Origin of the sequence: Nocardia vulneris (assembly GCF_001613425.1) — a bacterium.
GTDB classification, from domain to species: Bacteria; Actinomycetota; Actinomycetes; order Mycobacteriales; family Mycobacteriaceae; genus Nocardia; species Nocardia vulneris.
On record NZ_BDCI01000001.1, the window covers coordinates 1 to 26,103 of the forward strand.

Annotated in this window: 17 protein-coding genes; 10 read left to right on the forward strand and 7 right to left on the reverse strand. The window is 67.3% G+C overall.

The window, feature by feature from the left end; all coding sequences use genetic code 11:
- Positions 1 to 11 precede the first annotated feature (11 nt).
- On the reverse strand, positions 12 to 1,139 hold the full coding sequence (locus tag NVU01S_RS00005; RefSeq protein WP_244467370.1) for a serine hydrolase domain-containing protein: 1,128 nt from the start codon (positions 1,137 to 1,139) through the stop codon (positions 12 to 14).
- 71 nt (positions 1,140 to 1,210) lie between these two features.
- Positions 1,211 to 1,654 (reverse strand): hypothetical protein, encoded by a 444-nt coding sequence (locus NVU01S_RS00010; RefSeq protein ID WP_156161732.1) that lies wholly within the window; start codon positions 1,652 to 1,654, stop codon positions 1,211 to 1,213.
- 373 nt (positions 1,655 to 2,027) lie between these two features.
- Between NVU01S_RS00010 and NVU01S_RS00015 the strand changes: the two genes are divergently transcribed.
- Positions 2,028 to 2,288: a hypothetical protein gene (locus tag NVU01S_RS00015; RefSeq protein WP_014984570.1), complete on the forward strand. Its 261-nt coding sequence runs from the start codon at positions 2,028 to 2,030 to the stop codon at positions 2,286 to 2,288.
- Positions 2,289 to 2,349: 61 nt separating this feature from the next.
- Complete coding sequence (locus tag NVU01S_RS00020) at positions 2,350 to 3,327, forward strand: LGFP repeat-containing protein (RefSeq protein ID WP_043675387.1); 978 nt, start codon at positions 2,350 to 2,352, stop codon at positions 3,325 to 3,327.
- 57 nt (positions 3,328 to 3,384) lie between these two features.
- Here NVU01S_RS00020 and NVU01S_RS00025 read toward each other — a convergent pair whose 3' ends face one another.
- The 4 genes from NVU01S_RS00025 to NVU01S_RS00040 all read right to left on the reverse strand — a co-directional run bounded on the left by NVU01S_RS00025 (position 3,385) and on the right by NVU01S_RS00040 (position 8,279).
- Entirely contained in the window at positions 3,385 to 4,899 is a 1,515-nt protein-coding gene (locus tag NVU01S_RS00025) for a flavin-containing monooxygenase (protein ID WP_043675384.1), read from the reverse strand.
- Between the two features lie 218 nt (positions 4,900 to 5,117).
- Complete coding sequence (locus NVU01S_RS00030) at positions 5,118 to 6,329, reverse strand: DUF6545 domain-containing protein (protein ID WP_043675382.1); 1,212 nt, start codon at positions 6,327 to 6,329, stop codon at positions 5,118 to 5,120.
- 3 nt (positions 6,330 to 6,332) lie between these two features.
- On the reverse strand, positions 6,333 to 6,875 hold the full coding sequence (locus NVU01S_RS00035; protein WP_043675379.1) for a hypothetical protein: 543 nt from the start codon (positions 6,873 to 6,875) through the stop codon (positions 6,333 to 6,335).
- A 777-nt stretch (positions 6,876 to 7,652) separates the two neighbouring features.
- Entirely contained in the window at positions 7,653 to 8,279 is a 627-nt protein-coding gene (locus NVU01S_RS00040; protein ID WP_156161731.1) for a hypothetical protein, read from the reverse strand.
- 684 nt (positions 8,280 to 8,963) lie between these two features.
- On the opposite strand from NVU01S_RS00040, the gene NVU01S_RS00045 reads away from it, so the two are divergent.
- Genes NVU01S_RS00045 through NVU01S_RS00080 form a run of 8 tightly spaced genes read left to right on the forward strand, consistent with a single transcriptional unit; the run spans position 8,964 to position 25,211 of the window.
- Positions 8,964 to 17,420: a type I polyketide synthase gene (locus NVU01S_RS00045; protein ID WP_043675375.1), complete on the forward strand. Its 8,457-nt coding sequence runs from the start codon at positions 8,964 to 8,966 to the stop codon at positions 17,418 to 17,420.
- Positions 17,421 to 17,444: 24 nt separating this feature from the next.
- Positions 17,445 to 19,022 (forward strand): NAD(P)/FAD-dependent oxidoreductase, encoded by a 1,578-nt coding sequence (locus NVU01S_RS00050; protein ID WP_052280912.1) that lies wholly within the window; start codon positions 17,445 to 17,447, stop codon positions 19,020 to 19,022.
- Positions 19,023 to 19,039: 17 nt separating this feature from the next.
- Positions 19,040 to 19,957 (forward strand): SDR family oxidoreductase, encoded by a 918-nt coding sequence (locus NVU01S_RS00055; RefSeq protein ID WP_167829414.1) that lies wholly within the window; start codon positions 19,040 to 19,042, stop codon positions 19,955 to 19,957.
- Positions 19,958 to 19,959: 2 nt separating this feature from the next.
- Positions 19,960 to 21,750 carry a long-chain-acyl-CoA synthetase gene (locus NVU01S_RS00060; RefSeq protein ID WP_052280910.1) on the forward strand — a complete coding sequence of 597 codons (1,791 nt, stop codon included), beginning with the start codon at positions 19,960 to 19,962 and terminating at the stop codon, positions 21,748 to 21,750.
- On the forward strand, positions 21,747 to 22,547 hold the full coding sequence (locus NVU01S_RS00065; RefSeq protein ID WP_052280909.1) for an alpha/beta fold hydrolase: 801 nt from the start codon (positions 21,747 to 21,749) through the stop codon (positions 22,545 to 22,547). The genes NVU01S_RS00060 and NVU01S_RS00065 overlap by 4 nt, the downstream gene beginning before the upstream one ends.
- On the forward strand, positions 22,544 to 23,020 hold the full coding sequence (locus NVU01S_RS00070; protein ID WP_014984581.1) for a PaaI family thioesterase: 477 nt from the start codon (positions 22,544 to 22,546) through the stop codon (positions 23,018 to 23,020). The genes NVU01S_RS00065 and NVU01S_RS00070 overlap by 4 nt, the downstream gene beginning before the upstream one ends.
- 56 nt (positions 23,021 to 23,076) lie before the next feature.
- Positions 23,077 to 24,492, forward strand: a complete 1,416-nt coding sequence (locus tag NVU01S_RS00075; RefSeq protein WP_043675373.1) for a cation:proton antiporter — start codon at positions 23,077 to 23,079, stop codon at positions 24,490 to 24,492.
- Positions 24,489 to 25,211: a response regulator transcription factor gene (locus NVU01S_RS00080; RefSeq protein ID WP_043675371.1), complete on the forward strand. Its 723-nt coding sequence runs from the start codon at positions 24,489 to 24,491 to the stop codon at positions 25,209 to 25,211. The genes NVU01S_RS00075 and NVU01S_RS00080 overlap by 4 nt, the downstream gene beginning before the upstream one ends.
- A gap of 16 nt (positions 25,212 to 25,227) precedes the next feature.
- On the opposite strand, the gene NVU01S_RS00085 is transcribed toward NVU01S_RS00080, so the two are convergent.
- Positions 25,228 to 26,103, reverse strand: coding sequence for a P1 family peptidase (locus NVU01S_RS00085; protein WP_043675368.1), 876 nt, complete (start codon positions 26,101 to 26,103; stop codon positions 25,228 to 25,230).

Below are 26,103 nucleotides of genomic sequence, written 5' to 3' on the forward strand. Positions count from 1 at the left end.
CGGCCGGCCGTTCAACCGCACAGCGCATCGGTGAGCAGCGCACGGATATCGACGGGGGTGGGGGTGCCGGTGTAGGCGATGGTGACCGCGCGGGCGGTGGTGGCGCCGGCGACGGTCGAGAAGCCCGCTATGCCGCCGATGTGGCCCACATACTGTGTGCCGCAGGGGAGTTGGGTGTAGCCGGCGCCGAGACCGTAGGACATGCCGTCGCCGGACCCCATGTCCGTGCCGTCGAGCATCTGCGGCAGCAGTGCCGGTGGCACCACCGCTCCGGTCAGCAGCGCGGTGTAGAAACGGTTCAGGTCGGCGCCGGTGCTGACCAGCGCGCCCGACGTCCACAGTGCCGACGGTTCCACCCGGGTGGTGTCGGTGACGACGCCGTCGATCGTGGCGTAGCCGTTCGGATGTGGCGCGCGCAAACCGGTTTCGCCGGTCGCAGGCATATACGTATCCGACATGCCCAGCGGCGTCAGGACCCGGTCGCGCAGTTCGTCGGCGTAGCGGTGCCCGGTCACCGCTTCGATCAGCATTCCGGCGACGATGTAATTGGTGTTGGTGTATTCGAATCGGGTGCCCGGTGCGAACCGCGCGGGATGGGCCAAGGCCAGGGTGATCTGTTGCACAGGAGTGAAGGTGCGGCCGTCGCGTGCCACCGTGTACTCGTTGATGTCGGGGGATTCGGCCGGCTGCGGCAGTCCGCTGCGATGGCCGAGGACTTGGCGGACGGTTATGGCGCGACCATCGATGCCGGCCCCGGCGAGCAATCCCGGCAGATATGTCTCGATCGGCTGATCGAGGTCGACGCGGTGTTCGGCGACGAGTTGCAACACGATGGCGGCGGTGAACGTCTTGGTGATGCTGCCGACCCGGACGTATTGCGGACGATCGGTGCTGATCGCAGTCTTCGCGGCGATGTCCGCGACACCGGCTGTGACGACGGTGCTGACGTCGTTGGCGGTGAGCGTGGCCACGGAGCCGACCGCGCCGGAGCCGATCAGCGCGTCGAGGTCGTCGCGCACACGGTCCGCGCCGGTGCCGGCGAGTGCGGGCGCGGCGGTCGGCGCGACCGTGGCCGTCGTACAGGCGGACAGCAGCACCGACACAGTGCAGATCGGGAGGGCGAGAGCTCGAAACCACATGGCCCGACCGTAGAAACCCAAGGCCCGCAGCCACATTGCACCGCAGTACTACGGCACCTCGAACTGGAGTATCACACGGGGCGCTGGTCCATGACCGAACGCACGTGCGCGGCGATGTGCTGTTCGATCCTGGTGAGACAGTCGTAGCCCTGCTGGGTGCCGGAGACCCAGGCCGCCGTCATACCGCCGACGACGTCGCGCGGGGCCGGGGCCTCGGGTTCGGCCGGCTGCGGGGCCGACGCGGGCGGGGTCCAGGGGGAGACGGGCGGTTCGACGGGTGCGGGCGGGGCCTGGTAGATCGGCGGCTCCGGCACGGCTTCCGGCCCGCTGACCGGCGGTGGCACCAGGGGCCGGCCGGACAGGCCCGAGGTCGTGTGGTCCTGGCTCGACGCGGAGCGACCGGCCGGCGGTCCGTCGCGGTGGGTGCAGACCAGCGCGGTGAGTACGGCGGCGGTCGAGACCACGGCGAACTGCATCGTGACTTCGGACTTTCGTGGTGCGCGGTGTCTACCCATCGGCTGCTTTCCCTCGAATACCCGTCGGGTCTGAGAGTTTATGGCGCGCAATCGATTCGGACCAGAAATGTTAGCGTTTCTGTAAACGAGTTAAGTGCCACCGACACTGTCCTCGGGCACCACCGGGATCATCCGTAACGGTGGCCGATCGATGTGGCCCTACCTGCGGGTTCCTCGTTCGGCCACCGGCCGCCACGCATTCCCGCCGCATACTGCGGCATTTTCCGCGTAAATACCCGAGTGGGATTGAAATCGATCATGCCGGGTAGATCGAAGGGGCACTATGGGGTCTTGACGCCAGACTCGATGATTTCCACAACAGCTGTTTGTCTCGCTGTACGCAACATCCGTGGCATTGCGAAGGAGGAAACCCATGGAATGGCTTCTGGGATTACTGGGCGGGGTGGTCGGTGGCGGGATCGGTGGTTCGAAGAACCCGCTCGGCCCCGTGGTGAACGGTGCGGCGGGTGCGGTCGGTGGTGGCATCACCGGCGGGATCATCCAGGCCGCGACGGGTAGCGGGCTGGACTTCGGGCAGATCCTCGCCCAGGTCGCCGGCGGCGGCGTGGTGGGTGCCGTGCTGTCCGCGATCATCGGAGTGGCCACCAAACCGAAGGCCGGCGAAGTTCGCTGACCGACAGCTTCGAGATTGCCTGCAAGTGCTAGCCCTGTCGCCCCTTGTGAGGAGTCTTTCGATGAAGAGCTTGAAGAAATCTCTATCCGCCGTCGCGTTCGCCGGCGGATTGATCGCGACGTTCGGCGCCGGTGTGCTGCTGAGCCCGAGCGCCGGTGCGCAACCGGCCGACGCGGACGCCGCGATCACCGCGCACTACGACGAGAAGGGCGGCGCGTCCACGCCGCTCGGGGAAAAGGTCGGCGCCGTCTACGCTTTCGGGCCGGACGGGGCCGCACAGGATTATCGCGGCGGAAAGATCGTCTACTCGCCGGAGACCGGCGCGAAGGTGATGTACGGCGCGATCCTGGACAAGTATCTGGCGCTCGGCGGTGCGAGCACCGATATCGGCTACCCGGTGAACGACGAGTCCGACGCGCCGGTCGCGGGTACCGCGCGGTACAGCGAGTTCTCAGCCGCGGATGGCGCGACCATCCAGTGGAGCCCGCAGAACGGCGCGTGGTTGGTGCGCGGTCCGATCCGCACCGCGTGGTCACATCTGAAGGCGACCGACGGTCCCCTGGGTAGCCCGACTTCCGACACCACGGTGGCCGACGGCGTCTACACCCAGACCTTCAGCGGCCAGAACGGCAATCCGGTGCAGATCCGCTGGAGCAAGGCCGATGGTTTCAGCACCGTGCCGCCGGAGATCGCGGGTCAGTTGAGCGGACTGGATGTGTCCGCGCCCGGTGCGGCTCCCGGTTCGGTGGTGTCCGGCGGTAATCCGGAACCCGCGACCGAAGCCGAGTCCGACTCCGATTCGGGCTCGAGTTCGAACGCGAAGTGGTGGGCGCTGCCGATCGGTCTGGTGATCGCGGCCATCGCGGGTGCGCTCGCGGCGATGGTGGGCCGCGGCGGATCGAACCACAGCGCGTCCGGGCGGGGCCGGGGCACGCCGGTGGCGGCGGGCAGCGCGGCCGCGGCACGCCCCCGTGGCGGATCGCATGTCGCCAGCCCGGAGGAAGCGCATACCCGCATGGGTACCACGCGCAATCCCTGAGCGCAGGCGCGCCGTGGGCTCCCGGGGACGAAACCCCCGGGAGCCCAGACGTATTCGCTATCCGGCCGCGGGCGTGCCCAGATCGGCGCGCGTCGCGGCGGCGAACTCGAAGGCCGCGGGTTCGGGTTTGCGCGTCGCACGCCAGTAGCTCGTGCCGGTGCCCGCCCAGGACTGGCGATTGTGGCCGGTGTGGTCGAGAAACCAGCTGTGGCAACCGCCGGACACCCACACGGACCGGTCGAGTTTGCCGTGCAGCCAGGTGTTGAACTCGTCCTGCTTCGCGCCGCTCACTTCGATCCGGGTGGCACCCCGGCTCTGCATCAGCCGCAGGCACTGCACGATGTAGCGGACCTGCGCCTCGATGAGGAACACGATCGACTGGGCGCCACCACCGGAATTCGGGCCCATGATCATGAAGAAGTTCGGGAAGCCCGCCACGGTCATGCCGAGGTAGGCCTGCATGCCGTCGCGCCAGGCGTCCTGAATGGTGAGCCCGTCGCGACCGACGATGTGTTCGGTCGCGCACCGGTTGTCGGTGGCGAACCCGGTGCCGAGCACGATCACATCCGCCTCGTGCAGCACGCCATCGGTGGTGCGGATCCCGGTCGCGGTGAATTCCTCGATGCCTGCGGTCACCAGGCTGACATCGGGTCGTTGCAGGGCCGGAAAGAAGTCGCTGGAGAACAGGATTCGCTTGCAGCCGAAGGTATGCGTCGGCGTGAGCCGGGCGCGCAGTTCGGGGTCGGGGACCTGCTTCTTCAGATGGTGCAGCGCCACGAACTTCAGCAGGAAGTTCCAGCGGGGGTGGAAGTAGCCGTAGACCGGTGCCTCGTGCAGCCAGAAGGCGAAGTTGCGGTAGATCTTCATCAGGCCGGGGAAGGCCTTGAACATGCGCTGTTCCACGCTGCTGACCGGGCGGTCCATCTTCGGCATCACCCAGTGCGCGGACCGCTGGAACACCTCGACATGCGCTGCGGTACCGGCGATCTGGGGCGCCAGCTGCACACCGCTGGAGCCGGTGCCGATCACCGCGACCCGCTTGCCGGTCAGGTCCACCGAGTGATCCCACTGCGCGGAATGGAAGACCGGGCCGGTGAAGTTTTCTCGCCCTGCGAATTCCGGGATGTTCGGCACGTGCAGCGCGCCGTGCGCGGCGACCACGGCGCGGGGCCGATACTCTTCGCCGTCGGCGGTGCGGACCACCCACCGGTCCGCGGCGGCGTCGAATTCATAGGACACCGCCTCGGATCGGAAGCGGATATAGGGCTCGATCCCGTAGTCTTTGACGACTCGTTTGATGTAGTCGAGGATTTCCGGCTGCGGAGCATACATCCGGCTCCACCCGGTATGCGGCGCAAAGGAATACGAGTACATCATCGACATGATGTCGCAACCGCAGCCCGGATAGGTGTTCTCGCGCCATACCCCGCCCACGCCGTCGGCCTTCTCGAGGATGACGAAATCACGCTCGCCCGCCTCCAGCAGTTTGATCGCCATCGCGACACCGGCGAATCCGGTGCCGATGATGAGAACATTCGGAGACGCCGTGCTCACCTGATCGTTCGATGCCATGGTTCACCTTTGCTTGACTGAGAGGCGCGTCCGGGTGGGGGACCTGCGCGGTCGACTTTCCGACGGTGTGCCGACCCTCGTGCCGACCCTCGGAATGCGCACTGCCGGCGAATGATTCGGCTGCGGGAATCGACCGATTACACCACAGCGCACCGCTGGCCGCATGCCGAATCGCGCGCGCGATGCCGCGGCCTGCGTGCGGCGCCCACCGTCGCGAATCATGGTGTGCTGATTGGTGTTCGGATCGTCGTGGTGAGATCGGTCGCGTGCAGCAGGGATTTCGCGTGCTGCCACAGCCGGACCAGGGTCTGCTCGTCCGGGACGTCGGTCCCGCGCGTGGTCGGCTCGCCCGCCGCCTCGGTACCGTCGGCGAGCCGGCGCGCGGCCAGCACCAATTCGGCGACCATTCGGATATGTTCCTGTTCGTCTTCGACGACGGTGTTCTCGATCAATTCGTCGACCGGAGTCGGCAGCGGCAGGACGTATCTGGCGACAATTTCGGCCGCGTCGTGGATTTCCATTCGCCTGCGGTGCAATCGTTCCTGCGGCGACACATTCCAACTGTCCGCGCGTTTGAGCCGGAAGACCACCTGGGGCGCGGCGGCGGTGAGGTCGCGCCAGATCGGATACACCCGGCGTGCGGCGCGCGATTCCCGATCGAGCCGCAGCAACTGCACGATCGCTTGCGCCGAGGACGGTACATACACCATGACCAGGGCGGCGAACACGAACAGCCCGGGCTCGCCCGAGGTGAAACCGTCGGCGACGAGCTCGAAGATGCTGCGCGTGAACGCATTGCCCACGCCGATGGCATCCGCCGCCGCGGCGACCGCCATCAGGAAGACGGGCAGCGAGCTGGCGACACCGAAGCAGACGAGAGCGGCGACGGTGAACCGTTCCCACAGCGTGTTCGTCCGCCACACCGTGCCGCGGACCTTCAACACGTAGTAGTACCCGGAAACGATCACGGGCAGGGCCGAATACAGTCCGATGTAGATGCCGAAGCGCCAGCCGCCGTATTCGGCGATGGACGTCAGGCCGTGGGCCCGGGCGGGCGCGCTGAGCGCGAGGAATATCAGGCCGATCGCGGCGGAAAGGCCCAGTACGACCTTGAACTGGGTGCGGTAGCGGACCGGGCCGTTCTCGTGCAGCAGCGCCATCCCGAGCCCGAAGGCCCAGGCGGTGACCGTCAGCCAGTGCCAGGCGTCGAACACCGTGGGCAGGCCGCCGGGGACGATTTTCGCCGCCTGCCGCGCGATGACCGGTTCACGCAGCAGCGCCGCCGCGGCGTCGAAGCCGAGCAGGGTGTTGATCAAGCGGCCGAACAGCGTCGTGTGCAGGGTCGACGCCAGCCGGATCAGGGTGATGGCGACGATGAACACCGTTGCCGAGATGGTGATCCAGGGCGACAGCTGGGTGTTCGGCCACATGCGTCACAACTCTCTCAACATCGGGTCGCGGCGCGGTCCGACGGTCCGCGCGCGGAAGCTGATCAGGGTCGCCAGCAGCTCGGCTTCGTATTCTTCGACCGAGGCGTAGCTCGACGCGCCGCGAGCGGCGCGGACCATGGACAGGTCGATGGCGTCGTTCAACGCGACCTCGCTGGTCAGCGTTTTCCATTCGACCGAGGACAGTGAGGTGTCCTGGCCGTGGCCGAGCAGCATGTGGCTGACCTCGTGCAGGGCCACGTGCAATTCGACCGCCGGGTCCGAGGACTGCCTGAGGAAGATCACGTCGTAGTCCTTGCAGGCCAGCCACAGTCCGCACAGCCCAACCGGTGCGGTGGGCGGCAGCAGCAACCGCACGATGCGCCGCCCCCGCGTGCGTTCGACGCACGCGATGAACTCCTCGATGGTCCAGTCCGTCGGCAACTCGAGACTGTCGACCAGCGCTTGCAGGCGAGCCCGCGTGGAGGTCTTGCCGCGAGTGGGCTTCCACGAGAGAGTGGAGGCCTTGCGCCGGAACAGTTTCAACATGTCACTTGCCTCCTCGTTCGAGTGAGGCGATCCGCGTCAGTGAGGTCCGACCCGTCGGCATAACCGCTGGTAAGAGCTGCTGCGTCGAGGCCGGTGGAATGCAGATCGTATGCGTTCACGATTTCCTCCCCCGAGCACCTGGAGATCCCACCTTGTTATCGCGCACCACAGCGGCATCGTTGCCACCGGCGCGATATTGTTCGTCGAAGTCGTCCGTTTCGACGGGAGTGCGACGTCGTCCATCGTCCCGGATGCCTTCAGCGGACCGGCATGTCGACACACATCGACTCACCATCGTCGACTTGCCGGGCTGGCATATACCCTACCTGTCACCCGGGCTTCGCGTAGCTGTAATTCCTTGGTCAGAAGTTGCAGATTGTCACTTTGACCTGGGCCGATATGGGTGAACAGTAACGCAAGATTCGGCATCGGCGCCGTCGGAGGGACGCGATCGGTCCTGGTGGCACGGCCGACGGTGGCTCGACCGCGGGCGGAGGGGCAGGGTACGAGGGAGTTTTCGCCGGACCGCGAAACATCGCGATGCCGACCGGATTTCAGCGGGGGCGGCCGGAGCCGGGCAGACGCGCGGTCCGGCGGCCGCCGGAACCGTTCCGGGCGTGCGCGATACCGGGCGCTCGCGCCCGTGGTTCGCTGAAATACTTTGTGTTTCAACCTCTGTCGCGTCGCGCGACCCGCAGGGGCCGTCCCCGATCCGCATCCTCGGGTCGTCCGGCATGTCTCGAGGGTGCGTACGTCCATGACCCGTTGCTTCGGAGGCTAGGTCTGCGGATGGTCGTCTCGGTCGGACTCGCGCCCAGGCTGTGCGGGTTCGGCCGTGTTCTGTAGCGCCTGTAGCAGGCGATCGATCGCGGTCTTCGGGAAGACCAGCTGATAGCCCTCGGTGTGGCTGCGTGCGCGTTTCAACTCGATGCCGAGCCGGTCGAGCTCGGTCACGAGGTCCACGACCGACCGGTGCTTGCGGGCCAGGTTCTGCAACGCGTCCACGCCGCTCTCGACATCGTCGGGCACGCCGGTCTCGACGGGTTCGTCCACCGGGGACGCCCCGAGGGTGCCGCCGTGATGCAGTGCGGCGGTTGCGCTTCCGGCCGCCAGCCCGAGTGCTTCGAGCGCGCGGTTGTACTTCGCCTCCGTGGTGGCGCTTATCGTGTCGACTTGCCCGCTCTCGATTCGGGACTGAACATTTCGTGTAGGACCCCCGAGGTCATGGATGTGCTGGTGCGTGATCAGCTCATCGGGAAGATTTCGCTGCCGGAACGCCTTCAGCTGCCGTCCGAACCGCTGTCCAGCCGACTCGACTCTCGCACGGTTCACGGTCTCGCTGGCGCCCAACTCGTCGCCCATGGCAAGCACCATACCACTTGACTGTGCAGAGCTGGTCATCATGCGCGTGCATGTCCTCTCATGTCCGGTCGCGAACGAGCACCTTAGCAAGATCATTACCCGACGTCACGCGCGGGGTCGGGTTAGACTGCACGAGCGTGCGCATGGCAGGGATCTTGGATGCACACGAATGCACACCGATGTGTTGACATGACTGCTCGTGGTCGATAAATTCTGACCATGGGTGCGGATCTGGGCACCGGGCGTGAGGTGGGCACAAATCATGTGGACGTTCAGCACGATCAGCACGACCCCTGATGATGTGCCGCCCTGTGCCACCCAGCTCAACCGCCTCAGTGTCGATGTATCGCCGGCTGTCCGGCGTCCGAACGACTCGGTCCGACCGCCGAGGTCTCGTTCGGGGGGAGTAGGCACCGGCCGGGAGCTCCATGCCGTCCGGCGGTCCACCGAAAAGCGCTCGGCGGGTGGACATTTCGCATCGGCGGTCATGGTCCTCGAGGGGGGAACATGACCGCCGGCTCGATTTCGGCAAGTGACGGTCGGAAACTCGACGATCAAATCAGCCTGCTCGATGCCACCGCGTACCTGGAATCGAAGGCGTGGTGGGGCGTTTCGCGCAGGCGAAGCGCAAATGGTCGATACGGATCCTGATCGACTGGGCGACACCAACTGAGCGGTTGTCTCGCCCGGTCGATAGACGTGTGGTTACAAAACGAAGGTAATGCGATGGATTCTGTGCACAGCTCATCGATCGAGACCGAGTCGACCGCTCACGAGGGCATAGCCGTCGTGGGAATCGGTTGCCGGTTCCCCGGACGGGTTTCCGACGTGGGTGATTTCTGGCAACTGCTGCTCGGTGAGCAGGACGCCGTCCGTGAGGTTCCGGAGAACCGCTGGTCCGGCGCGGCGTTCTACGATCGGGATGCGGCGCGGCCGGGCCACCTGCGCACCAGGGCGGGCGGCTACCTCGAGGACGTCACGTCCTTCGATGCGCACTTCTTCGGCATCACGCCGCACGAGGCGGCGCGAATCGACCCGCAGCAGCGCCTCTTCCTGGAGACGACCTGGGAGGCGTTGCAGGACGCGGGCATCGTGCCGGAAAGTATCGCGGGCACGAAAACCGCTGTGTACGCAGGTGTTTCGGGGCACGACTACGGCATCATCCAGCTCAACCCGGAGAACCGCTACCTCATCGGTGGTCACACGATGACCGGCGTCACGAACTGCATTGTGGCGAACCGTGTTTCGTACCTGCTCGACCTGCGCGGCCCGAGTATGACGGTCGATACCGCGTGCTCGTCCTCGTTGATCGCGATCCACCTCGCGTGCCGCAGCATCCGCTCGGGCGAGGCGTCGATGGCGATCGTCGGCGGCGTCAGCACGCTGCTCATTCCCGAGGCGACCATCGGCTTCAGCCAGGGCACCTTCCTCTCGCCGGAGGGGCGATCGAAATCCTTCAGCGAATCGGCCGACGGCTATGTGCGCAGCGAGGGTTCGGGCACCATCATCCTCAAGCCGCTGTCCGCGGCGCTCGCCGACGGTGACCGCGTCTACGCGGTGATCCGGGGCAGTGCGACGAACCAGGACGGCCGCACCAACGGCATCTCCGTGCCGAGCGAGGAAGCCCAGGCGCAGATGATCGCGGACGCCTGTCGCGACGCGGGCGTGGCGCCGGCCGATATCGGCTACGTCGAAGCGCACGGGACCGGCACCTCCGTCGGCGACCCGATCGAGGCGCGCGCCCTCGGAAAGGCGCTGGCGCAGGGGCGCAACGGGCACGGCCCGTGCATCGTCGGCGCGGTGAAATCGAACCTGGGCCACCTGGAGTCGGCGGCGGGCATCGCCGGCGTCATCAAGGCGTGCCTGGTGCTCACCAACGGTGAGATCCCCGCGAATCTGCATGCCGAGGTGCCGAATTCGACCATCCCCTTCGACGAGCTGGGCCTGCAACTGGCGCAGTCCCGCCAGCCGTGGCCGGGTGACCGGCCGCGACTGGCCGGTGTGAACTCCTTCGGGTTCGGTGGCTCGAATGCCCATGTGATCCTCGAGGGCCCGCCGGAGGCCGCGGGAACCGCGTTGCCGGACAAGGCGAACGGGCACGTGACCGCGGTCGAGACGCAGGAACCGGTGGTGTTCGCGCTCAGCGCGAAGACGAAGGACGCGCTGCGGGCCTACGCCGAGAGCTACGCGGAATTCCTGGAGGAGCCGCCCGCCGCGGCGAGCCTGCCGGCCATCGCGGCTACCCAGGCGCAGACCCGCGCGCACTACGACCATCGGCTCGCCGTGGTGTGCGCCTCGACCGACGAACTGCGCGACGCGCTGCGTGAAGTCGCCCGCGGCGCGACCCCGGAATCCGTGCGCACCGGCGTGAAAGCGCCTGCCGCACAGCAGATTGCGTTCGTGTTCTCCGGTCAGGGCCCGCAGTGGTGGGGCATGGCGCGGGAGCTGCTGGCGCAGAACGAGGTGTTCCGGCAGACCGTGCAGCGCGTCGACGCGGAACTGAGCAAATACGCCGACTGGACCGTCTCCGAGGAACTCGGGCGCGATGAGGCCGACAGCCGGATCGGCGAGACGTTCATCGCCCAGCCCGCGGTGTTCGCGGTGCAGGTCGGCCTGGCAGCCGTGTGGCAGAGCTGGGGCATCGTGCCCGCCGCCGTGGTCGGCCACAGCATCGGTGAGGTCGCTGCCGCCTACGTCTCGGGCGGGCTGTCGTTCGAGGACGCGGTGCGAGTCATCTTCCACCGCAGCCGGGTTCAGCAGCAGGCGTCGGGCAAGGGCAAGATGCTCGCCGTCGGTCTGCCGCTGAGCGAGGTGGAGCAGCGGGTCGCCGGATATCGCGGCCGGGTCGCCATCGCCGCGCTCAACGGGCCGCAATCGGTGGCGCTGGCCGGCGATCCCGACGCGCTCGAGGAGATCGAGCGCGAGCTCGGCGCGGAGAAGATCTTCGCCAGGATGCTCCAGGTCAGCGTGGCCTTCCACAGCCACCACATGGATCCGCTGCACGACGAGTTGCTGTCCTCGCTCGAGGGGCTCACCTCGGGTCCGGCGACGGTGCCGATGTATTCCACGGTGACGTCCGAGACCGTGCCGACCGGTGGGCTCGACGCCGAGTACTGGTGGCAGAACGTGCGCGAGCCAGTGCGGTTCGCGCCCACCATCGACCGCCTCATCGAGGATCAGCACCTGGCGTTCGTGGAGCTGGGCCCGCACCCGATCCACGCGACGGCCATCGGCGAGCTGCTCGAACAGCGGCACGCCGAGGGGATCGCGGTTCCGTCGCTGCATCGCAAGCAGAGCGACCGGGCCACCCTGCTGTCCTCGCTCGCCGCGCTCTACACGGCCGGTTTCGAGCCGTCGTGGGCGGCCCTGTTCGACGGGGTATCGGCCCGGGTACAGGTGCCGTTCTACCCGTGGCAGCGTGAAACCTATTGGCTGGAAACGCCTTCCGCGCGCGACCGGCGCTTCCCGGCGCTGCATCATCCGCTGGTGGGCGAGGTCGGCCGGGTCGCGGACGAACCGGACAAGCACGTCTGGGAGATCGTGCTCGATCCGGATCGCTTCCCCTGGCTCGACGACCATCGGGTGCAAGGTCCCATCGTCTTCCCCGGTGCGGCATATCTGGACATGGTGCTCGGCTGTGCCGAGGACGCGTTCGGCGCCGGCCGGTACTCGCTGGAGAACGTCGAGTTCCGGCGTGCGCTGTTCGTCTTCGACGATCGTCCCGCGCCCGTCGTCCAGGTGGTGTTGACGCCGTCGCTGGACTACTCCGTGTACAGCAGGCAGGACGGTGACAAGGACTGGACCCTGCACTCGGTCGGGACGCTGCGCCGCGGCGCGCCCGACACCGAATTGCCGGTGCCGTTCGCCGAACTCGACGCCGAATGCCCGCTCGAGATCGAGCCCGCCAAGGTCTTCGCCAAACTCCGCAACAACGGTCTGATGCTGGGCCCGACGTTCAAGGCGATCACCAAACTCGGCTACGCCGATCTGAAGTCGCTCGGCCGGATCGACACCCCGGCCGCGCTCGCGGACGAGGCGCCGCGCCACGCGATCCATCCGGCGGTGCTGGACTCCTGCTTCCAGTCGCTGTCCATCTCGATGGGCAACGATCCGAACAACGAGGACAAGACGCTCTATCTCCCCGTCGAGGTGAAGCGGCTCAGCTTCTACGCGAAGGCGAGCGGTCGGGTCTACTGCTACGGCCGGGCGCAGATCAGCGAGGACATCAACTACTGCTTCGGCGATCTCTGGATCGTCAACGAGGACGGCACGCTCGTCGCCGAACTCGAAGGCTTCCGGGGCAAGTCGATCACCACGACCGCCGAGGACAGCGACGCGCTGTTGCAGTGGCTCTACGAGTTCCGCTGGCACGAGGCGCCGGTGCGCACGAAGACCCGCATGCCCGCCGCGCTGGCCGCGCCGGCCACGCTCGACGCGGCGGTGGCGCCGCTGGTCGACGAGTTGCAGAACTGGTCGGTCAACCGCGAGTACCACGCGAGCACCGAAACGGTGATGGACGCGCTGTGCATCGCGTTCGTGACCGAGGCCTTCCATCAGTTGGGCCTGGAGTTCTCGGTGGGCCGCACGGTCACTCTCGACGAGCTCGCCGCCGAGATGCGGGTGCACGACAAGCACCGGCGCTACCTCGCCCGGCTGCTGGAACTGCTTGCGCGGCATGGGATCACCGAGAAGGACGGCGACGCGTGGCGGCTGCTGACGGTTCCCGAGCGGGTCGACACCCGCGCGGAACTGGCCAGGCTGCAGGAACTGCATCCCGAATGCGAGCCCGAACTGGCGGTGCTCGGCCGCTGTGGCACCGAGCAGGCCGCGGTGCTGCGCGACGACGTGAACCCCATCGAGCTGATCTTCCCCGAGGACGAATTCCAGTCGGTCGCAGATCTTTACGGCCCCTCGTTCTCGTTCGGCAAGGCCAATCGGATCGTCAGCAAGATCGTCGGTGAATGCGTGCGCGCCCTGCCCAGCGACCGGCCGATCCGGGTGCTGGAGATCGGTGCGGGCACCGGCGGCACCACCGGCTACGTCCTGCCGGAGCTGCCCGCGGACCGGGCCGAATACGTGTATTCCGATGTCACGCAGCTGTTCCTGGGCAAGGCGCGGCATCGCTTCGCCGAATTCGAGTTCGTCGATTATCGAGTGCTCGACATCGAGCACGATATCGAGGCCCAGGGCTTCGACGCGCACTACTACGACATCGTCGTGGCCTCGAATGTGGTGCACGCCACCGCGAGTCTGAGCGCCACGCTCGCCAACGTGCAGCGCCTGCTGACCGCGCAGGGCATGCTGCTGGTGGTGGAGGCGACGGTGCCGCCGCACTGGGTCGACCTGACCTTCGGCATGACCGAGGGCTGGTGGGCGTTCAGCGATCACGACGTCCGGCCCGACTACCCGCTGATGGCGGAGTCGAAGTGGCGGGAGTTCCTGCCCAGCATCGGTTTCGAGAACGTGCAGATCTTCTCCGATATGGCGACACCGGAGCAGACCGGCAATTCGGTGATCCTGGCGCGCAACCCCGCGATCGACCTCGAACCGCATCAGCCGCGGATCGAGCAGGGCTCCTGGGTCGTGCTCGCGGACGAAGCCGGGGTCGGCGATCGCTACATCGCGCTGCTCACCGAGGGCGGTGCGGCCGGCGTCGTGGTCACCCGCGGCGCGGAATTCGAGGAGCTCGACGCCAACACCTTCCGGGTGCGGCCGAACAGCAGCGAAGACCTGCAGCGGGTGCTCGAGCAGGTGCGGGCGCAGGCGGGTGAGATCGCCGGCGTGCTGCACCTGTGGAACCTGGATCATGCGGGCGCCGAACTGACCACCGAGTTGCTGCCCGCCGTCGAGACCGAAGGCGCCTACAGCGTGATCGCGCTGGCGCAGGCGGTCGAGGAATTGGACTGGGAGCAGGCGCCGCGGTTGTGGGTGGCGACCTCCGGTGCGCAGGTACTGGAGCGCGCCGAACACGTCGCGCTCACCCAGGTGCCCAGCTGGGGCATCCTGCGGGTGCTGTTGAGCGAGCACAGCAGCCTGCGGGCGAAGATCTTCGACTTCGACCCGGCGGCCGCGGCGCCGCAGCGTGCCGCGCAGCTCTTCCAGGAGCTGCTGCACGTGGACGCGGCGGACGAGGAGATCGCCTTCCGCGGCGAGACCCGGTTCATCGACCGGCTCGAACATGTGTCGCTCGCCGAATTCGAGGCCTCGGTCGCGACGCCGGCCCGGGTCTCGGACCCGACCCCGTTCGCCCTGTCGGTGCCCGCCGATCCCGAGATCGAACAGCTGCGCTACGAACGGCAGGCGGTGCCGGTGCTCGGCGCCGGTGAGGTGGCCATCCGGCCGCTGGCCACCGGCCTGAACTTCCGCGACATCATGCTCTCGCTCGGCATGCTTTCCGACGGTGCGACTTTCGGTGGCTTCTACGAGAAGAACCTCGGCGTCGAGTGCGCCGGTGTGATCACCGAGGTCGGGCCCGGGGTGGACGGGTTCGCACCCGGCGACCGGGTGATCGCCTTCGCCCGTGGCTGTTTCGGTTCGCTGGTGGTCGCCGATGTCCGGCGGGTCTACCAGGCGCCGTCGCGGCTGTCCGACGCCGAGGCCGCGACGCTGCCGATGGCCTACCTGACGGCGTGGTACGCGCTGGTCGAGGTGGGCAGGCTGCGCAAGGGGCAGCGGGTGCTCGTGCACGCCGCCGCCGGCGGTGTCGGCCTCGCGGCGGTGCACATCGCCCGCTCGCTGGGGGCGACCGTGCTGGCCACCGCAGGCAGCGAGGAGAAGCGGGAATACCTGCGGGCCTTGGGTATCGAGGCGGTCTTCGACTCGCGCTCGCTCGCCTTCGCGGACGAGATCCGGGAGCGTTACGACGGTATCGACGTGGTGCTGAATTCCCTGCAGGGCGAGACGATTCCGAAGAGCCTCGAGTTGCTGCGGCCGCGCGGCCGGTTCCTCGAGATCGGCAAGAAGGACATCTACGACAACTACAAGCTCGGCCTGAAGCCGTTCGGCAACAACCTGAGCTACGCGGCGATCGATATCGACCGGCTGCTGCTGGAAGATCCCGAACTGTGCCGCGAGGCGATGGTGGAGGTGTTGCAGCGCATCGCCGCCGATACGCTGCCCGCGCTGCCGCACACCGCCTTCGGCGCGGTCGAGGTGGCCTCGGCGTTCCGGTTCATGGCCTCGGCCAAGCAGATCGGCAAGGTCGTCGTCGAATTCGACGCGGACACCGAAGTGCTCGTGCATCCGACGGTGACCGGCGATCATGCCTTCGACGCCGAGGGCGCCTACCTGATCACCGGCGGCTACTCCGGTTTCGGTCTGCGCACCGCACAGTGGCTGGTCGAGAACGGCGCGCGCACGGTGGTGCTGGTCGGCCGCCGGGCCCAGATCGACGAGGAGAACGAGGGCCCGATCGAACAGATGCGGGCCCAGGGCGTGAACGTGGTGCTCGAGCGCGCCGACGTGTCGATCGAGGCCGATGTGGTCGCACTGCTGGAACGGATCGCGGAACTGCCGCCGCTGCGCGGGATCTACCACGCCGCGATGGTGCTCGCGGACGGTCCGCTGGCCGGCATGACCGAGGAACAGTTCCTGCGGACCGTGCAGCCCAAGGTGGACGGCGCCTGGCACCTGCACAACCACACCCGCGAGCTGGAACTCGACGCGTTCGTCATGTACTCGTCGATGAGCTGGAACGTGGGCACCCCCGGCCAAGCGAATTACGCTGCGGCCAACGGGTTCCTGGAAGCGCTCGCCAAGCATCGGCGCGCGCACGGCCTGCCCGCCCTGACCGTCAACTGGGGTGCGCTCGCCGAGGTCGGCTTCGTCGCGCGCACCAAGCTCGACACCCTGGCCCGGCTCGGGTGGACACCGATCATCCCGGACCACGCCCTGGACTTCATCGGGCGGTGCCTGGCCCAAGGTGTCACGAGTACCAGCGTTTTCGGCGTCAACTGGTCGAAGATGAATCAGGTCATGCCGATCATCCGGAGCTCGCCGCGGTTGGCCCATCTCGCGCTCGCCGAAAGCGCGGGCGTCACCGCGAGCGGTGGCACCGAGGGGCTGCGCGCCGAACTGCTCGAGCTGGAAGAGTCCGCACGCCAGCCGCGGCTGATCGAGGCGCTCTCGCAACAGATCTCGCGGATCTTCGACATGCCGATCGACCGGCTCGCCCACGACGTGGCCCTGACCGACCTCGGCATGGACTCGCTGATGGCCGGGCAGATCCGCAACGCGCTGGCCAAGCATCTCGACATCGACTTCCCGACGATGGGTCTGATGCGTGGCCCGACGCTGGTCGAGCTCACCGACGAGGTGCTCGCCCAGGTCTTCGGCGAGGCCAACGGCGTGCTGCCGGTCGCGTCGGAGAGCGCGGGCACACAACGCTGGATCCACACGGTGAAGGGGCGGTCGAGTACCGCGTCGCTGCGGGTGTTCGCGATGCCGTTCGTCGGCGGCGGCGCCTCGGTGTTCACGCCGTGGCCGAACTTCCTGCCGGACACGGTGGAAGTGGTGGGCATTCAGTATCCGGGCCGCGAGGACCGGGTGAACGAGGTCCCGTTCGACTCCATGCCCGCCTTCATCGAGGAACTGGCCGATGCGATGCTGCCGCACCTGGATCGGACCTTCGCGATCTACGGGCACAGCATGGGTAGCCTGCTGGCCTACGAGCTCACCAAATATCTGGAACAGCAGTACGCCGAAGTGCCGCTGAAACTTATCATCGGCGGGTGGCCGTCGCCGGCGCTGGTCGAAAGCTATGTGCGAAACCTCAAGCACATTCGCGACGGCTTCGACATGGACCGCGAAACCGACAGCCGGGTGCTGGAAGTGTTGCGCGACAACGATCTGCTGAACATCCCGGTCGAGGACGAGGCCTCGGTGAAGCCGATGATGCCCGCGGTGCGGGCGGACCTGAAGATGCTCGGCGACTACCGATTCGAACACGGTGTGGTGCTGCGGGCCCCGATCACGGTGCTGCGCGGTGCCGAGGACCCCCTGTTCGAGGCCGACCAACTGCAGGGCTGGGAAAAGCTGACCAGCGGCCGGTTCTCGCTCACCACGGTCCCGGGCGGGCACCTGTTCATCCAGAACCCCAGCGCGCAGGTGATGCGGACGATCGCCGACGAACTGTCCGCCGAGGACCACTACCCGAGCTTCACCAGTCTCATGGATGGGCACTGAGCAGCTGCTCGAACGGAGAATGCTATGAAACCGATTGACCGATACGACGTCGTGATCTGTGGCGGCGGGCTGGCGGGGCTCACCCTGTCCAGGCAGCTCAAGCGGACCATGCCCGAACTCTCGGTGCTGGTGCTGGAGCGCACCGGCGGCGATATCCCCGACGGCGCGTACAAGGTGGGGGAGGCGACCGTCGAAGGCGGCGCGCACTACTTCACCGAACAGCTCGGCCTCACCGGCTATTTCAACAAGCACCACCTGCACAAGCTCGGACTGCGCCTGTTCTTCGGCGACCAGCACGGTCCCTTCGAGGCACGGCCGGAGATCGGCGCGCGCCGGTTCGCCCGGGTGCCGTCGTATCAGATCGACCGCGGCATCTTCGAGCGCGATCTGCGCCGTGGCGCAAAGGATCTCGGCATCGACCTGATCGAGCAGGCCAAGGTCGTCGACGTGGATCTGGCGCAGGGCGACGACGATCACGTCATCACCTACGAGGTGGCCGGCGGGGCGGAGCGCTCGGTCCGGGCGCGCTTCGTCGCCGACGCCTCCGGGCGCGGCAAGCTGATCCAGCGCAAGCTGGGTCTCGGCGCGCCGAGCCCGCACAAGATCAACGCGGCCTGGTGGCGGTTGCGCGGCGAGTACGACGTGGAGGAGATGGCGGGGCCGACCAGCCCCACCTGGCGGCCGAAAACCCAAGAGCGCCGGTGGTTCTCGACCAACCACCTGATGGGCACCGGTTACTGGGTGTGGATGATCCCGCTCTCATCCGGGAACACCAGCATCGGCATCGTCACCGACGAGCGCTACCACCCGTTCCGCACGTACTCGACGGAAACCAAAGCGCGGCAGTGGATCGCCGAGCACGAGCCGACGCTGGCGAAATTCACCGAACAGGCCGAGCTGCTCGACTTCCTGGTGCTGCGCAACGCGAGCTACAGCTCCACGCAAGCGTTTTCGCACAACCGGTGGGCCTGTGTCGGTGAGGCGGCGGTGTTCCTGGACGCGTTCTACAGCCCGGGCTCGGACTACATCGCCTACACCAACACGATCACGACCCGGCTCATCGAGCTCGACCGCAAGGGCAGGCTGACCGAGGACGTCGCGCAGTCCTACAACCGGTTGCTGCTCGAGGATCTGTGGCCGAACTACCTGCAGATGTACCACGACAACTACAGCATCTTCGGCCACGCACCCGCCATGTTCACCAAGGTGATGTGGGATACCTCGTTCTACTGGGCGCTGCCCTCGCAGATGCTGTTCCGCGGCTTGCTCACCAGCCCGGACGCGGCGGCGGAGTTCCATCCGATCGCGTCGCGGTTCTTCGGCATCCAGTCGCGCATGCAGGCGAACCTGCGGGCCTTCGCGGCGCAGGCGCCGCAACCGGAGAAGTACCTGTTCGTCGAATACAGCAAGGTGCCGATCTGCGCGCAGCTGCATCTGGACCTGCTGACCGACAAGACCGCCACGCAGACCTTCGCGGATATGCGACGCAATGTCGATCGCTTGGAGGCGTGGGCGGATTCGTTCGAACAGGAAATCGCCACCAGGATCGACCTGCCGCAGCGGGATCCGGCGGAGTCGGCGCTGCAGGCGACGGCGCAGTAGCGAGGAGAGTGGCGAACTTGACCGAATTCGAAGGCCGGGTAGCGATCATCACCGGCGGCAGTCGCGGTATCGGCAAGGCCCTGGCCCTGGCGCTGGCGCGCCGGGGCACCGCGGTCGTCATCGCGGCGAAGACGATGGAAAGCGGTGGCAGACTACCCGGTAGCGTGCCGGACACCGTGCGCGAGATCGAGGCGCTCGGTGCGCGTGCGCTCGGCCTGCGCTGCGATGTGCGCGACGACGCGGATCTGCAGAACGTCGTCGAGCGGACGGTGGCCGAATTCGGTCGAGTCGACTTTCTCGTGAACAACGCGGGCGCGATGTGGATCCAGGCGGTCGAGGCCACGCCGCAGAAGCGGTACGACCTCGTGATGAGCATCAACTCCCGCGCGCCGTTCCTGCTGGCGAACTATTGCATTCCGCATATGCGCAAGGGCAATTGGGGACACATCATCAACCTGAGTCCGCCACTGGACCCCGACGTGCTCGACCATGTCGGCGGGAAAGTCGCCTACATGGCGTCCAAGCTGAACGCGACGCTGCTCGCGTTCGGCTTGGCCCAGGAGCTGGCGGGCACGGGGATCGCGTGCAATGCGATCTGGACGCGCACCCTCATCGGCACGCTGGCGACGCAGAACCTCGGCCTCGGCAGTCCCGCGGACTGGCGCACCGAGGACATCGTCGTGGACGCCATTCTGGCTGTGCTGGAACAGGATCCGGCGAAGTTCACCGGCAACGCGCTGGTGGACGACGAGATCCTGGCCCGGTTCAAGGGCATCGACGATCTGTCGCGCTACCGGATGGTGCCCGACCACGAGCCGACGCCGATGACGTGGGAGCGCTGGGACCGGCTCGCCGACGAAGCGCGGCAGCAGTACTTCGCCGCCGTGCTCGCCGCCGATCCGGCCGCCGCGGCGAAACTGTCGGGAGGCGCGTAACCGTGTCGTTGACCCAACGCATCCGGTCGTACGGGGTTCTCGCACGGGGCATGCTCGAAGGTGCGGGCTCGAATCGAACGCTGGCGCTCGAGTTCGAGCGGCGAAGCGGGCGCGCCGAGCATGCGGCGCAACCCTTTCTGCTGTACGCCGACGAGCGGTTCGACTACGCGGAGGCCAATCGCCGGGTCAACCGGATCGCGCACGCGTATCGCGAAGAAGGCCTGAGCAAGGGTGACGTGCTCGCCCTGCTGATGGAGAATCGGCCGGAGTTCATCTGGCACTATCTGGCGGCGGGCAAGCTCGGGGTCGTCGTGGCGTTCATCAACACGCAGACCCGCGGCGACGGGTTGGTGCACGCGCTTTCGGCGTGTGGCGCCAAGCAGTTGACCGTCGGTTCGGAATGTCTGCCCGCGTTTCTCGCCGTGCGCGACCGGGTGCCGGCCGAGCTGGTCGACCGCTGCCGGGTGGACAAGGACGAAAAGGCCTCGGCCGCAGGCGACGTCGCGGGGCTGGTGCGGTTCGTGCCGAGCGAGATCAGCACCGATCCGCCCGAGACGGCGCTGCATTCGCTCGCCGACACCGGCGCCTACATCTTCACCAGTGGTACGACCGGCTTACCCAAGGCCGCGGTGATGAGCTATCAGCGGTTGACCTCGGTGGGCCGGGTCACCGGCGCGTTGGCGTGGCGCCTGGAGCCGGGAGACGTGATCTACAACTGTCTTCCGCTCTTCCACACCAACGCGTTGGTGATCGCGCTGTCGAGCGTGATCGCGCACGGCTGCACACTCGCACTGGGGCGCAAGTTCTCCGCGAGTGCGTTCTGGCACGACATGCATCGCTTCGAGGCGACCGGGTTCAACTACATCGGTGAGATGTGCCGCTACCTGATCAACACCGCCCCGACGGAATACGATGTCGGCCACCGGGTTCGGGTGATCGTCGGGCAGGGGCTGCAAGCCGACGTATGGGCGACGCTGCAGGCGCGGTTCGAGATACCCCGGATCGTCGAACTGTACGCCTCGACCGAGGGCAATATCGCGACGCTCAATCTGTCCGGAGCGGTCGGCTCCGTCGGCAAGCTCCGCCTCGGCGGCAGGCTGGCGAAGTGGGATTTCGATCGCGACGATTTCGCCCGCGACGGCGCGCGTTTGGTCGATTGCCGGCCCGGTGAGGTCGGCGTGCTGCTCGGGCCGATTCGCAAGCGCACCCCGTTCGGCGGCTACCGCGACGAACACGCCACGCGCGCAAAGGTCGTCACCGATGCCTTCCGTGATGGCGACGCGCTGTTCAACACCGGCGACATGTTCCGGATCGACGCCGAGAAGAATCTGTTCTTCGTCGACCGGCTCGGCGACACCTTCCGCTACAAGGGCGAGAACGTGTCGACCACCGAGGTGCAGGAACAACTGGTGCGCTGGCCCGGCATCGCCGCAGCCAACGTCTACGGCGTGCAGGTGCCCGGACGCGAGGGCCGGGCCGGCATGGCGGCCATCGTGCTGGCCCGTGGCTCCCGCTTCGACGGTGTCGAACTCGCGTCGTACCTCGACGCGGTGCTGCCCCCTTACGCCCGGCCGATTTTCATTCGTGTGTGCCCGTCGCTGGAAACCACCGCGACGCTGAAGCTGGCCAAACTCGCACTACAACGGGAAGGTTTCACGCCACGGGACGGGGAGCCCATCTATATCCGCGATGCGGGGGACGCCGCCTACCAGGAGCTGACACCGCAACGCTACGCGGCGATCATGCGCGACGAGCGGGCGTCGGTGACCTTGGAAAGAACTGAGGGCCAATGACACTCGAAGAAACCTACGATCGGGCCGACGCCCCGCTGGCCATCGCGCGTTCTGGTATCGGCCCGCCGGTCGTGCTGGTGCACGGCGGGATGCCCGCGCCGATGACCTGGGCCGCCCAGCAGGAGCTCGCGCAGCGCTGGTCGCTGATCGTGCCGAGCCGGCGCGGATTTCCGCCGAGCCCGGCCGCGCAATGGCAGGACTTCCGCGCCGACGCAGACGATTTGGTGGACCTCATCACGGAAGTGCCTGGGGGAGTGCACCTCATCGGGTTTTCGTACGGCGGTATCGGCGCGCTGCTGGTGGCCGAGCGGTTGCCGCACCTGGTGCGGTCGCTGACCGTGATCGAGGCGCCGCTGTGGAACGCCGCGGCCGAGGACGAGTACGTCCGCGAGCTGGCCGACCTGTCCGATCAATACGCGCAGAACCCGGACGACGCGGAGGCCGAGAGAAAGTTCTTCGCGGTGGCCGGTGTGGATCCCGCGATGCTCGCCGATGTGGGCGACGAGGTCCGGCACGCGCTGGAATTCGGACGCAAACTGCGTTCACCGCGGGAGGCCGAGCCCCGGTTCGAAACGATCGCCGAGGCGGGCGTGCCGGTGCTGGTGTGCTCCGGCAAGCACAACCCCGCACTCGAACGGGTCTGCGATGCGCTCGCCGACCACCTCGACGCGCAACGGGTCCAGCTGCCCGGTGCGGGTCATGCCGTCCAACATGCCCCCGGATTCAACACGATGCTGGAAACATTTCTGACAGCCGCGGAACAGAGCCGCGGCAACGGACGAGGAGGCACCAAATGAGTGATGACGCAACGATTCACGGCCATGAGAAGGTGCTCGAGTACACGGTCGAGCTCTTTCGCAGCTTCACCCCGCCCGGCGTTACCCTCCAGCTGCCGCCGCCCTCGGCGAAGGAAATGGACATGCAGTTCGAGGAGTACGTGCCGGGCACCTCGTTGACCGCGACGGTGGCGGCGCCGCCGAGCTATGCGAACGCCGTCGGCATCGTGCAGGGCGGGTTCCTTTCCGCCATGTTCGACAACCTCATCGGACCGCTCAGTTACCTGACCGCGCGCGGCCCGACGACGACCCTGGAACTGACGACGCACTTCATGCGCCAGACGTTTCCCGGGCAGCGGCTGCGGTTGACCGCCGTGGTGCGCAAGGCGGGGCGCACGGCGATCTACCTTGCCGCGGAAGCACATAGCGAGGACGGGAAGCTGGTGGCGACAGCGGTGTCCACGGTTCAAGTTCTGTCGATGCCGACTCCGTAGTCGACGGTCCACCTTCGCCACGGCGAAGGTGGACATCTTTCTCAGCGAGGTTTGCGATGCCCTCATTGCTCGAAGTCACAACACATTTCTTTTTGCAGCTCGCGATCATTCTCGTGACCTGCCGCCTGCTCTGGCCGCTGTTCCAGCGGCTCGGTCAGGTCCAGGTGGTGGCGATCATGGCCGCCGGCTTCGTTTTGGGGCCATCGGTTTTCGGTCTGATCTGGCCGACGGGGCAGGAGTGGCTGTTCCCCACGACGCTGGACGTGGGCGGCTCGTCGATCACGCACCCGAATCTCACGGCCATCTACGTCGTCGGCCAGCTCGGGCTGGTGCTGTACATGTTCTTGGTCGGCGCCTCGTTCAAGCTCGACATCCTCCGGTCGCATCTGGGCAAGGCCGGCGCCACCTCGCTGGCCGGTATCTCGGTGCCCCTGGTGCTGGGCGGACTGGTCGGTGTCTGGATGGTGAGCCAGGGCGACTACTTCACCGAGAAGGTCGGCACCTGGCAGGGCGGGTTGTTCGTGGCTTCGGCGGTGGCCATCACGGCATTTCCGATGCTGGCCTGGATCATCTACGCGTCCGGTCTGCTGAACACCCGGCTCGGCACCATGTCGCTGTCGTGTGCCGCGGTGGACGACGCCTGCGCCTGGGTACTGCTGGCGACGGTGGTCGCGACGACGAAAGACAGCATGTCCGGCGCGGTGCTCGCGGTCGGCGGTGGTCTGGGCTATCTGGCGTTCATGGTCGTCGTGGCGCGTCCCGCGTTGAAACGGCTCGAAGGGTGGACCCCGAGCAGCGGGGACACCGAACGCAGCGGTGGTATTCCCATCGTGCCGCTCACGGTCGTGCTGCTGGTCGTGCTGCTGGCGAGCTGGTTCACCGACTACGTCGGCATCTACTCGGTGTTCGGCGCGTTCGTCGCGGGCACGGTGATGCCGCGCGGCAAGCTGCTCGACGTCATCCGGGACCGGTTCGAACCGCTGGTGGCGTATCTGCTGCTGCCCGCGTTCTTCATCTACTCGGGTCTCAACACCAAGCTCAGCCTGATCTTCGAGCCGAAGGTGCTGCTGGTCGCGGTCATCGTGATGATCGTGTCGTTCGCCAGCAAGTTCGGCGCGATCGGCCTGGTGGCCCGGTGGCAGGGGATGAGCTGGCGGGAGGCGGGCGCGATGGGGGCGCTCGCCAACGCCCGCGGCCTGATGGAGCTGATCCTGCTGAACATCGGTCTCACCGCGGGCCTGATCTCGGGGCAGCTCTACACCATCCTGGCGCTGATGACGATCGTCACGACCTTCGTCGCCACCCCGGTGATGCGGATGTTCGAACGCAGTGGATGGAAGCACGGCGTCGTGTTCGGTCCGTCGGGTGAGGAGAGCCGCGAGTCACACCAGACGCGAATACCGGAACCGGCCCGAATACCCGAGCAGGCGATGCGGCACCAGCGGGTCGACGCGGCCGACGGCCCGCCATGACCGTCGGATTCGGATCGGATCAGGAGAGCCAGGTGCGCACCGGTCGCCGCCGCCCGGTCGAATGGTGCAGTTCCACTGTCGTGCCGCGGCGCAGTCTGCTCGTCGCGTCCGATTTCCCGTTCGCCCGAACGGATTTCGAGAACGCGGTGGCCGTGCACGACGGCTTCGCCCTGGCGGGCACGTGCTCCTGGCGTGAGGTGGTGGATCGGTCCGCGCGGTTGCGTCCCGACGTGATCGTGCTGGACGCCTCGGTGGCCCGGCTCGGCGGGTTGGCCGCGACCGTGGCACGGCTGCGGGATTCGGACCACCCGCCGATGATCACGCTGCTGGTGGAACACGGTGCCGCCAAGGCGGATATCGAACAGGTCGACGCGGTGGTGGCCAAGGACCGCGGCGTGCTGGCGGTACTGGAGGTGCTCGAGGTGCTGATCTCGGGCGCGGTGCTGGCGATGGCGCCGCAGCCGAGCCGGATGCACAGCGGGTTGGCGATGGATTACAAGGCGCGCCAACGCCTTTCCACGCTGACCAAGCGGGAGCGGGAGATTCTGCGGCTGGTCGTGGACGGGCTGTCCAACCGAGAGGTCGGCTCTCGGTTGTTCATCAGCCCGGACACGGTGAAGGAGTACGTCAGTCGTATTCTCGCGAAGCTCGAGGTGACCAGCCGGATCGAGGCCGCGGTGGCCGCGGTCCGCGCGGAGTACGACAGTGGCGATTGGTAGCCGGTGGCTGTGTGCCCTACTGCGGCGCCGCGGCGACCGAGCGAATGGCGTCGGTCACCGTCGCCAACGCCATGAGGCGCACCAGATCGACGTCGGCATCCACGGAACCCGTTGCGGCGGCGATGAATCCGTCGCCGTCGAAGCGACCGTGCGGCGGCGTGAGGGCGCGCGAGAGGCCGTCGTGCGCGCCCTGCGCGACGATATGGCAGCCGACCTTGTCCAGCTTGGCATTGGTGATCACGGTGCCGATGGTGGTGTGCATCCGCGCCGCGGACGCGGCGGAGATGACCAGATCCAATTGCGTGACCGAGTCCAACGCGATCTCCGAGGCGCCGTCGTCGATGTCGCCGAACGCGTTGACCACACAGAGCGCGCCGACCACGAGATCGTTCCAGCGCCGTTCGACGTAGGCGAGTCCGCCCGCCCGGCGGGCGCCGGGCCCGCGCCAGTGCCCGGTGTAGGCGCCGGTGCCCGCCCCCACACGCCCGGCGAGCACCTGCTCGCCGGTGGTCGCGTGCGCCGCGGCGTACCCGCGCTCGGCGGTCGGACGCGCCTTGGGATCGCCTGCGCTCAAATCGAACAGGGCGAGGGCGGGCACGATCGGCACCTTGCCGCCGGGCGTCGGCACGCCGCGATCGTGCTCCTCGAGATAGCGCATGACGCCATCCGCGGCGGCGAGGCCGAACGCGGAGCCGCCGGTCAGCACCACCGCGTCGATGAACGGCACGGTCTTGTCCGGCGCCAGCACGTCCAACTCGCGGCTGGCCGGCGCACCGCCGCGCACCTCACAGGAGGCGACGGTGCCCTCCGGCAGGATCAGCACCGTACATCCGGTTTCCCCGTGCGGATCGGACCAGTGCCCGACCCGCACGCCGGGAATGTTTATCGTCAT

Excerpts from the sequence above, each read along its gene's own strand:
- NVU01S_RS00005 (WP_244467370.1), bottom strand. The coding sequence starts at position 1,139 with ATGTGGTTTCGAGCTCTCGCCCTCCCGATCTGCACTGTGTCGGTGCTG.
- NVU01S_RS00010 (WP_156161732.1), bottom strand. The coding sequence starts at position 1,654 with ATGGGTAGACACCGCGCACCACGAAAGTCCGAAGTCACGATGCAGTTC.
- NVU01S_RS00015 (WP_014984570.1), top strand. The coding sequence starts at position 2,028 with ATGGAATGGCTTCTGGGATTACTGGGCGGGGTGGTCGGTGGCGGGATC.
- NVU01S_RS00020 (WP_043675387.1), top strand. The coding sequence starts at position 2,350 with ATGAAGAGCTTGAAGAAATCTCTATCCGCCGTCGCGTTCGCCGGCGGA.
- NVU01S_RS00025 (WP_043675384.1), bottom strand. The coding sequence starts at position 4,899 with ATGGCATCGAACGATCAGGTGAGCACGGCGTCTCCGAATGTTCTCATC.
- NVU01S_RS00030 (WP_043675382.1), bottom strand. The coding sequence starts at position 6,329 with ATGTGGCCGAACACCCAGCTGTCGCCCTGGATCACCATCTCGGCAACG.
- NVU01S_RS00035 (WP_043675379.1), bottom strand. The coding sequence starts at position 6,875 with ATGTTGAAACTGTTCCGGCGCAAGGCCTCCACTCTCTCGTGGAAGCCC.
- NVU01S_RS00040 (WP_156161731.1), bottom strand. The coding sequence starts at position 8,279 with ATGATGACCAGCTCTGCACAGTCAAGTGGTATGGTGCTTGCCATGGGC.
- NVU01S_RS00045 (WP_043675375.1), top strand. The coding sequence starts at position 8,964 with ATGGATTCTGTGCACAGCTCATCGATCGAGACCGAGTCGACCGCTCAC.
- NVU01S_RS00050 (WP_052280912.1), top strand. The coding sequence starts at position 17,445 with ATGAAACCGATTGACCGATACGACGTCGTGATCTGTGGCGGCGGGCTG.
- NVU01S_RS00065 (WP_052280909.1), top strand. The coding sequence starts at position 21,747 with ATGACACTCGAAGAAACCTACGATCGGGCCGACGCCCCGCTGGCCATC.
- NVU01S_RS00070 (WP_014984581.1), top strand. The coding sequence starts at position 22,544 with ATGAGTGATGACGCAACGATTCACGGCCATGAGAAGGTGCTCGAGTAC.
- NVU01S_RS00075 (WP_043675373.1), top strand. The coding sequence starts at position 23,077 with ATGCCCTCATTGCTCGAAGTCACAACACATTTCTTTTTGCAGCTCGCG.
- NVU01S_RS00080 (WP_043675371.1), top strand. The coding sequence starts at position 24,489 with ATGACCGTCGGATTCGGATCGGATCAGGAGAGCCAGGTGCGCACCGGT.
- NVU01S_RS00085 (WP_043675368.1), bottom strand. The coding sequence starts at position 26,103 with ATGACGATAAACATTCCCGGCGTGCGGGTCGGGCACTGGTCCGATCCG.